General features: G+C 64.9%; 10 protein-coding genes. 4 read left to right on the plus strand and 6 right to left on the minus strand.

The features are described 5' to 3' along the window. Nucleotides 1-649: 649 nt before the first annotated feature. Nucleotides 650-1,690 (minus strand): TIGR03617 family F420-dependent LLM class oxidoreductase, encoded by a 1,041-nt coding sequence (locus VNW74_RS22825; RefSeq protein WP_325681024.1) that lies wholly within the window; start codon nt 1,688-1,690, stop codon nt 650-652. Nucleotides 1,691-1,715: 25 nt separating this feature from the next. Here VNW74_RS22825 and VNW74_RS22830 point away from each other — a divergent pair, with 25 nt between their 5' ends. Next, on the plus strand, nt 1,716-2,606 hold the full coding sequence (locus tag VNW74_RS22830; protein ID WP_325681026.1) for an SCO6745 family protein: 891 nt from the start codon (nt 1,716-1,718) through the stop codon (nt 2,604-2,606). A 16-nt stretch (nt 2,607-2,622) separates the two neighbouring features. Here the strand turns inward: VNW74_RS22830 and VNW74_RS22835 are convergent, their stop codons facing one another. Together VNW74_RS22835 and VNW74_RS22840 are read right to left on the minus strand one after the other, a co-directional pair. Continuing rightward, on the minus strand, nt 2,623-3,162 hold the full coding sequence (locus VNW74_RS22835; protein WP_325681028.1) for a TIGR03086 family metal-binding protein: 540 nt from the start codon (nt 3,160-3,162) through the stop codon (nt 2,623-2,625). Next, the gene (locus tag VNW74_RS22840) at nt 3,159-3,512 is read right to left on the minus strand and encodes a VOC family protein (RefSeq protein WP_325681030.1); all 354 of its coding nucleotides are present in this window, start codon (nt 3,510-3,512) and stop codon (nt 3,159-3,161) included. The genes VNW74_RS22835 and VNW74_RS22840 overlap by 4 nt, the downstream gene beginning before the upstream one ends. A 63-nt stretch (nt 3,513-3,575) precedes the next feature. Between VNW74_RS22840 and VNW74_RS22845 the strand changes: the two genes are divergently transcribed. After that, complete coding sequence (locus VNW74_RS22845; protein WP_325681032.1) at nt 3,576-4,229, plus strand: DUF998 domain-containing protein; 654 nt, start codon at nt 3,576-3,578, stop codon at nt 4,227-4,229. On the opposite strand, the gene VNW74_RS22850 is transcribed toward VNW74_RS22845, so the two are convergent. Beyond that, nucleotides 4,226-4,594 carry an STAS/SEC14 domain-containing protein gene (locus VNW74_RS22850; protein ID WP_325681034.1) on the minus strand — a complete coding sequence of 123 codons (369 nt, stop codon included), beginning with the start codon at nt 4,592-4,594 and terminating at the stop codon, nt 4,226-4,228. The two genes, VNW74_RS22845 and VNW74_RS22850, sit on opposite strands and share 4 nt — an antisense overlap. Nucleotides 4,595-4,667: 73 nt before the next feature. Between VNW74_RS22850 and VNW74_RS22855 the strand changes: the two genes are divergently transcribed. Beyond that, entirely contained in the window at nt 4,668-5,513 is an 846-nt protein-coding gene (locus VNW74_RS22855) for an NYN domain-containing protein (RefSeq protein WP_325681036.1), read from the plus strand. Here the strand turns inward: VNW74_RS22855 and VNW74_RS22860 are convergent. Continuing rightward, complete coding sequence (locus tag VNW74_RS22860; protein ID WP_325681038.1) at nt 5,510-6,454, minus strand: class I SAM-dependent methyltransferase; 945 nt, start codon at nt 6,452-6,454, stop codon at nt 5,510-5,512. The genes VNW74_RS22855 and VNW74_RS22860 overlap by 4 nt on opposite strands. Before the next feature lie 59 nt (nt 6,455-6,513). Here VNW74_RS22860 and VNW74_RS22865 point away from each other — a divergent pair, with 59 nt between their 5' ends. Then, nucleotides 6,514-7,230 carry a TVP38/TMEM64 family protein gene (locus tag VNW74_RS22865; RefSeq protein WP_325681040.1) on the plus strand — a complete coding sequence of 239 codons (717 nt, stop codon included), beginning with the start codon at nt 6,514-6,516 and terminating at the stop codon, nt 7,228-7,230. A gap of 72 nt (nt 7,231-7,302) precedes the next feature. Here VNW74_RS22865 and VNW74_RS22870 read toward each other — a convergent pair. Further along, on the minus strand, nt 7,303-8,257 hold a 955-nt coding region (locus VNW74_RS22870), incomplete at its 5' end, for a serine hydrolase domain-containing protein (RefSeq protein ID WP_325681042.1).

Here is an 8,257-nt window from a genome sequence, read left to right on the forward strand (position 1 = left end):
TGAATCCGGTTAGCCAATCGTGCGAGTCGCCATACATATACCGCTCAAGATCCGGAATGTGCGCGGGATAGTAAGACAACATCGCGATACATGCCCCGACGACGATTAAGCCAACGGATATGCCCGTTTTGATCCACCGCCGGCGGTACCCCTTCACGTGAAGAAGCGTTCGGCTCATCGGCTGCGCCCCTCCAGTCGACCTAGTCTTCACACGCGCATATTAAAGCCGGCTGTCACCCACCGAATCGAAATCGACCAATATCTCACAGAACGGTGATCTTGACTCGGCGGCTCTTTCCCGAATATTGAAGCGGGAGCAATTGTTTAGAACGTGTTTACCAGGCTGCGCTGTTCGGCCATCTGGCGAGACATTGTGTCGTGGCGGTAGTGCATCGCACACTTGATCACGCAGATAAACAAGAGGCCGGGATCGGGACGTCGGCGGAGCATGGTAGCCGTCCGACGGCGATAGATCCGGCGCAACTCCGAATGACATTGGCGCCGAACGGTTGTTCGTCTTCGAGATCGAGGCGACCTTCGTTCTTCAAACGAGCGTATGGCGGCGGGATGGCCTCGATCACGGTGGCTGGACCGCACGCTAGTCGAACTATTTCGCACACAGCGCGGCCGCGCGTAAATGTCGGTCGCGTCAATTTGGCGGGGTCGCGCCGGGGATCGTCTTGCACCGCTGGACAAGTTCAGCCAGCTGTGCGTCCTGCTCGTCGTCTGCGGGGACAGGCAGGTTGAGTCCTGTGCACAGTCCCGAGTACCACCCCGTGAGGATGTCGGGGATTTCGGAGTAAGTGCCTTGCGGGACAACACGGTTCATCACCTCGTCGGTGAGGTGGTTGGCCAGGTCGCCCCACTCCCGGCGGCGTGCCATCTCGCTTAGCGCTTCGCCGAGCTCTGCCAAGCCGAAGTCTTCCAACTGGCGACGATATGCGGGCGTGCTGTAGAGGAAAGCCAATTCGGCACGACGCGGCCCGCGCTGTTGTTCGATCGCATCGCGGGTGGCGGCCATCATGGGTTGCGCGTTGGCGACGACGGCCGGCAACCGCTTACGTCCGGCCGCTCGGGCGCCCTCGGCAATCGCGGGAAGGATGCGCGCGTTAAGGATATCTGGGTGCGAATTGGTGGGATGACACACAAAGCCGTCCGACAATTCGCCGGCGAGGACACACATCTTCCGGTTGACTCCGCCGGTCCAGATCTGCGGGATGGGATGGTCGATCGGGCCGGGGTTGAAGTATGGCTGCAATCGATTGAATCGGTAGTGCTTGCCTTGGTGGTTGAGTGGCTCACCCGTTTGAAACGCATGGAAGATCGCGCGCAGCGATTCGATGTAGTCGCCAAGCCGCGACACCGGCTCCGACCACGGCGAGGAGAAGCGGCCGACGATGTTCCCGCGCACCTGGGAAGCGATCCCCAACTGGAACCGGCCGTTGGAATACTTTGCGAGATCCCAGGCCGCATACGCGACGATCATCGGACTGCGCGGAAATGCCAGCACCATGCTGGTGCGAACGGTCAGCTGCTTGGTGTGGGTCAGGGCCATCGCCGCGATGGTGAAGGGATCGTGAATTGTCTCGGCAATGTGGATGACGTCAAAGCCGATGCGCTCCATGCGTGATGCCCAGCCGGCGATCTCACCGAGACCCATCTGGGCGGGAGCTGAGGCGATGATCTCCATGGGCCTCCAGACTAGGCTTGCGACCGTGCACAGAGAACCGGACCTGGCGCGACGTTTCTTCAATCGATTCGAGCCAGTGCATGGCGTGACGTACTTCGCGCCCGAGGCGCGAGCGGCGTTGGACGGATTGGGTTACCGCGGCTATTGGATGGGCTATTTCGCCGCCCGCTCGGCGCCGCTGGGAGAGGTGGCGCCCGAGGTGGTGACCGCGATCTTCTACAACTTCGCCCCGGAGCGGGTCGCCAAGGCGTTGCCGGCGGCGTGGCAGATCGCCGGCCCGGAGGCCGCGTTGCGCGCCCGGCAGGAGTCCGCGGTCGCGGCGCTGCGCCGGTACGGACTTGACGCCGATGAAAACGTCACTACCGCAGCGGAATTAGCCGGGAAGGCGGTGCGGCAGGCGCCGCTCGACGGGCGACCGCTGTTCGCCGCCAATCGGGCGCTGCCGTGGCCGGACGATCCGCTGGCCGCGCTGTGGCATGCCGCGACGCTGTTGCGCGAACATCGCGGCGACGCGCACATCGCGGTGCTCAGCGCCGGCGGCGTCTCGGGCCGGGAATGCAACGTACTGCAGGCCGCGGCCGGCAGGGTGCCGCGCGAGTACATTGCCCGCACCCGCGACTACGACGACGCGGAGTGGCGTCACCACGAACAACAGCTGGCTGAGCGGGGTCTGCTCGACGGCGGCGGAACGCTGACCGCAGAGGGCCGGGAACTGAAGGACGCCATCGAATCGACCACCGACGCGCTTGTGCTGTCGGTACTCGACGCGCTCAGCGACGACGAGGTCGAGGCGCTGTTTCAAGCGCTGACGCCGATCACCCGGGCGGTGGTGGCCGGCGGCGATCTTCCAGCTGTCACGCCGATGAATTTGCGTCGTGACGAGTTAGACGACGGCAGCGCGCATTTGGCTTCTTAACTGCCGCGTGGCCGCGTCACACCGGGCGACCGAAATAGGCCATCAGCCGGGCGGTCGGCGTCGCGTCCTCGGCGACCGGTTGGGCCGGCCCGAACCCGCCGGGCCGGCGCAGTGTGTCCTCCGGTACCGACTCCGCCACCTGACGGCAGAACTCAAGCAGGTCCGCGGGCAACTCGAGTGACCGCTGCTGTGACCGGTAGATGTCCCAGGTGTGGATGGACAGGCCGACGACGGGAACCTCCAGCGCAGGCTGCAGCGCATCCAGATCCGCGGCGGCCAGGGCGTCGTGCAACCGGGCGGCCAACTCGCGAACCTGTGCGGCCGGGTCGTCGGACTTCCAGTCGCTCGGATCCGACGGCCCCGGCGCGATCTCGCCGCCCTGGACCAGCGTCACGAGCTTCGCGACGCTGCCGGTGGTGTGCGCCACCAAGTCACCGATGCTCCAGCCTTCAAGATTCGACGGTAGATCCCAAGCCTCCGAGGGTATTTCGTCGACGGCCGCGACGAATAGGCTCACCGCTTCGGTAAGCCGCGTACCGACGCCCGCGTCGTTCATCGCCCCAGCGGCTTGTAGAAGACGACGCCGTTGCCCTTGTTGTCGTAGACCACGGCGCGGCGTTCGTGGGCGTCGTCGTACGGGCCTTTCACGATGCCGCCACCACTGGCTTCGACGGCCTTGGCCGCGGCGTCGACGTCGGCGGTCTTGATCCCGACGACGAGCTGCCCGGGTATGGGATGGTCGACCGCGGTCGCCAATGCGAGGGTGATCGGCCCGCCGTCGAGGGCGGCGAAGTGGGCTCCGTCGCGGAACTTCAGCGACATGCCCAGGGTCTCGCTGTAAAACCGGATCGATTCATCCAGGTCGTCGGTCGACAGGATGATCATCTTGACTTCGTGGTCGCTCATTGCCGCCTCCTGGAGTCCCGAATAATCGAAGGACTTTACCTTCTGCAGAGGCGGCCGACTGTGATGACAAGTCCCCCGGCGCGACCACGGCAAGCCTTCGGCGCGGCCGCTGCGTGGATGTCCGGTGCACTGGTGTATCTGATCTTCGAAGCTATTGCGGTCAAAGCTTTTCGGCCTCATTACAGTTACGCCCACAACCTCATCAGTGATCTCGGGATGCCCTCTCGCGCCTCCGCGCTGGCCTGGCTGATGAACACCGCGTTCTGTCTGCAGGGAACGCTGTTTCTCGTTGGCGCCATCCTCGCCGTTCGAGCAATCGGGGCACGCAGGGCTCGGGCATTTCTGACGCTTGCTGCCGTCAATGCAGTCGGCAATATTCTGATCGCGATCTTCCACAGCGGGCCCGCCGCGCAGGCCGACCGGACCGCTTGGGTGCATGCCACCGGCGCGGTGTTGGCGATCGTGGGAGGGAACGCAGCCATCCTGGCGGGCTCTTGCACCATCGGCGGACCGCCGTGGCATCGCAGGATATCGGCCGGGCTCGCTGCGCTCGGCCTGCTCAGCTTCATGATGTTCGTTGTCGAGTCGAGCGGCGCGGGAGTTCAACTCATGCCGCCCGCTGTGTGGGAGCGATGCAGCGTCTACTCGATCACCGCGTGGCAAATGTTCGCCGCCATCTGGCTGTTCGCTCGCAGCCGTCTTTGTCGGCCTGCTTAGCCGGCGGCCCATTCTTTGGCTCGCTCAAGCTCGTCGAGCTTGAAGAGGGCGAGCTCGCCCGGAATTAACCACGACAACGCGTGCAGGGTATGGGCCACCCATGCCTTATCGGACACCACCGCTATTCGTTTGAAGGCCGAATGATGGGGCAAGACCGTGCCGAAGCCCAGCTTGAGATCCTCGAATAATCCGCCGGGCCCGAAGCCCTCGTAGTCGGGCGCGATGACCTCAACGATCCTGATCTCGTCGGTTCGCAGCATTTCCTCGATGGTGGGCTTGAGCTCGCGCAGCTCGTCACCTCCCAGTCGACCCGACACGCGAACGCCGCTCACTCCCTTGGGCATGTCCGGCAGTAGTTCGATCATGGGTTCTCCCTCCTAAAGGACTCACTATTGGCAATCGGTACTAGCCGTCCGGCCGATGGTCAAGACTGGACTGATGGCAGATCCCGGCGAGGGCCGTGTTGCGGTGTATCTCGACTTCGACAACATCGTCATCTCCCGCTATGACCAGGTGCATGGCCGCAGCTCGTTCCAGAAGGACAAGGCCAAAGGTCTGGACAAGTATCCGGACCGGCTGGCGCAGGCCACCGTCGACGTCGGCGCGATCATCGACTTCGCGTCGTCGTTCGGCACCTTGGTGCTCACCCGCGCCTACGCGGACTGGTCGGCCGACGTCAACACCGGCTACCGCGAACAGCTGGTGGGCCGCGCAGTCGATCTGGTGCAGCTGTTCCCGGCGGCGGCCTACGGCAAGAACGGCGCCGACATTCGGCTGGCCGTCGACACGGTCGAGGACATGTTCCGCCTGCCCGACCTGACCCACGTGGTGATCGTGGCCGGCGACTCCGACTACATCCCGCTGGCGCAGCGTTGTAAGCGGCTCGGCCGCTACGTGGTGGGCGTCGGGGTGGCCGGCTCGTCGAGCCGGGCGCTGGCCGCGGCGTGCGACGAGTTCGTCATCTACGACGCGCTGCCCGGAGTTCCGGTCGCCGAACCAAAACGACGCGCTCGCGCCAAGGACGCCGACGACGACGAGCCGCCACCGCCCGATCCACAGGCCGCGGCCACCGACCTACTGACGCGCGCGTTGCGGATCGGCCTGGAGAAGGATGACGCCGACTGGCTGCACAACTCCGCGGTCAAGGCGCAGATGAAGCGGATGGATCCGTCGTTCAGCGAGAAGTCGTTGGGATTCAAGTCTTTCAGCGACTTTCTGCGCTCGCGCGCCGATCTTGTGGAGCTCGACGAGAGTTCGACGACGCGGATGGTGCGGCTGCGCTAGCTGCCCGTCCGCCGCGCGGACACGAACAGATACGGCGGGACGCCGTCTTCGATCTGCCGCGGGGGTGTGCGGCCGTAGCCGGTCATCAGTTCGTCTGATGATGTCACCGTCACCTGCCAGCCGTGCCGAGCCCACCAATCGCCGACGTCTTCGCGGTCCTCGAAGTACCACAGTTGGTCGGTTCGCGGGATCTCGCGCTGCGGGTCGGCCTTGGCCATCAACGCCACGACCCGATCCATGCGCTCACGGCGCTGCGCGGCGAATTCGGGGTCACCGAAGTCGGGTGACAGCCCCTCGATGCCGACCCGGCTGCCGGCAGCGGTGAGTCCCCGGATGCGGTCGAATAGCAACTCTTGGGCCGTCGCCGGTAGATACATCAACAACCCCTCAGCAGACCAGGCGCTCGGTGCCGACGCGTCAAAACCGGCTTGCTGCAACGCCTTAGGCCAGTCCTGGCGCAGGTCGACCGGGACGCCGACCCGATGACAGGTCGGGTCAGCCCCGTGCTCGTGCAACGTCGAGGCTTTGAAGTCCAACACCCTGGGCTGGTCAAGCTCGTAGACCGTCACCCCGTCGGGCCACGGCAGCCGCCATGACCGCGCGTCCAGGCCGGCAGCCAGGATCACCACCTGACGGATGCCCGCACGGGCGGCATCGAGGAAGAAGGTGTCGAAGAAGGCGGTGCGCGAAGCGAAAAAACTGACCATCGACTTCATCCGCACCGGCAGTGCGGGCTCGGCTTCGACGACCTCGGCGGGCAGCTCGGGAGCCCCGAACCAGTTCCATACCCCGTCGCCGACGGTGTCGAGGAACACCCGCGCGAACGGATCGCTGATCAGCGGATCGTCGCTCTCGGTCTCGGCCGCGCGCGCTGCCGCCACGCCGAGCGCCGTCGCGCCCACGCTTTCGGTGATCTCCCAGTTGTCGTCATCAGTTCTCACGACACCCGACCCTACGTGAGCGGCTCGGCCGCCGTGCGTGCGGAAGAATCACGGTCAGCATGACCGACAACGAAGGTTCCGCGCCGACATCGCGGCGACGCCACATCGTCCGGCTCGCCGTGTTCGCCGTCTTCTTGATCGCGCTGTTCTATCTGCTGGCCGTGCGCCACGTTGTCGACATCGAGGACGTGCGGCGCACGGTCAAGGCCACGGGCCCGGCGGCGCCGCTGACCTACATCGTGGTCTCGGCGGTCCTCGGCGCGATCTTCGTACCGGGCCCAATCCTGGCCGCCAGCAGCGGGCTGCTGTTCGGTCCGGTGCTGGGCGTGTTCGTGACGCTGGGGGCGACGGTAGGCACCGCGGTCGTGGCGAGCCTGGTCGGCCGTCGGGCCGGGCGAGACAGCGCGCGGGCGCTGCTGGGGGCCGAACGCGCCGACCGCCTCGACACCCTGATCCAACGACGTGGACTGTGGGCCGTCGTCGGGCAGCGCTTCATCCCCGGCCTGTCGGATGCGCTGGCGTCTTACACGTTCGGGGCGTTCGGAGTTCCGTTGTGGCAGATGGCCGTTGGCGCTTTCATCGGTTCGGTACCACGGGCATTCGTCTATACGGCACTGGGCGCTTCGATCGGGAATCGGTCGCCGTTGCTGGCATACTCGGCGATCGCGGTGTGGTGCGTGACCGCGATCGTCGGCGCGTTCGCCGCGCGGACCGGTTTCCGCAAATGGCGCGAGCATGGCGCTGACGATTCGGACCGTGAAGCCGAGGCGCACTGATCGAGTTCACAGCTGTCCCACCAGTCACGCCGCCGAACCACTATGCGAATTACCCGCCTATGAGCGATTTCTTTAGAGACGCAGGGCCTGGGCCGCCGCCGTAGCCACGTCACCGCGCAGCTTCGAGATCGGTTGACTGCCTCGCAGATGGATGGCGTTCGCGAGCAGAATTACGTAGGTATTTGAGCCTGGGTCCATCCAAAGCGAGGTTCCGGTAAAGCCTGTGGCGCCAAAGCTGCCGATGGGAAAGATCAAGCCTCGCGGCTTGGAAAAGTCCGTATCGATATCCCAGCCAAAGCCGAACAGATGCTGTCCCGTGATCGCCGGATAGTTGGGAGCGAGCAGCGGATCCGTTGTGTTTGGTGTCTTTGCGATGGCTTCTCGGGCGGCGTCCTTCGCTGCTTCGAGTTGTTGCGCTGTATGTCCGGGCTGCTGGGGGCTCGTCATCAATTCCAAAGTCGCTTGCTGGAGCGGAAACTTGCTCGGGCGGCCGGCAAGCCGATCAAGCAAGGCCTGCGCATAAATGCTGACATCGTGCGCCGTCGAGAACACACCGGCATGCCCGGCCACTCCGCCCATGCGGCGCGCTGTCGGATCATGCACGGTGCCCCGAAGCAGATAGCCGTAATCGGGATTCTTGCTCGGATCGGCTCTGCTTTCCTCGTCAAGTGCCGTTGGTGCGATGCGCGGCAACAGACTGGTGCTCCAGGTGCCAGCTGGGCAGGCAACCAGCTCGCGCCCTTTCGGCGCGGGAGCCCATCCAATCGCGGCCCCTCTGATCGTGTGTGGGCCGCATGCTTTGGCCGGCGGAAGATAGCGGGTCTCTGCCATGCCGAGCGGCTCAAATACGTTGTCCTGGACGTAAACGTCTTCGGCCTCGCCGGTGAGTTTCTCGATCAGCGCGCCAAGCAGGATGTAGTTGATGTCGGAGTAGCGGAAGACCTCGGCGGGACCCGACTGCAGCGGCGTGGTGAGCGCACGATGAATGCCTTCGGCTTTATCGGCTGCGTTCAGTCCCCACGGATCT

It is taken from the genome of Mycobacterium sp. (assembly GCF_035570115.1).
Lineage (GTDB): Bacteria > Actinomycetota > Actinomycetes > Mycobacteriales > Mycobacteriaceae > Mycobacterium.

Coding starts and splice junctions, on each gene's coding strand:
- VNW74_RS22845 (WP_325681032.1), top strand. CDS start 3,576: ATGACAAGTCCCCCGGCGCGACCACGGCAAGCCTTCGGCGCGGCCGCT.
- VNW74_RS22825 (WP_325681024.1), bottom strand. CDS start 1,690: ATGGAGATCATCGCCTCAGCTCCCGCCCAGATGGGTCTCGGTGAGATC.
- VNW74_RS22850 (WP_325681034.1), bottom strand. CDS start 4,594: ATGATCGAACTACTGCCGGACATGCCCAAGGGAGTGAGCGGCGTTCGC.
- VNW74_RS22855 (WP_325681036.1), top strand. CDS start 4,668: ATGGCAGATCCCGGCGAGGGCCGTGTTGCGGTGTATCTCGACTTCGAC.
- VNW74_RS22835 (WP_325681028.1), bottom strand. CDS start 3,162: ATGAACGACGCGGGCGTCGGTACGCGGCTTACCGAAGCGGTGAGCCTA.
- VNW74_RS22840 (WP_325681030.1), bottom strand. CDS start 3,512: ATGAGCGACCACGAAGTCAAGATGATCATCCTGTCGACCGACGACCTG.
- VNW74_RS22865 (WP_325681040.1), top strand. CDS start 6,514: ATGACCGACAACGAAGGTTCCGCGCCGACATCGCGGCGACGCCACATC.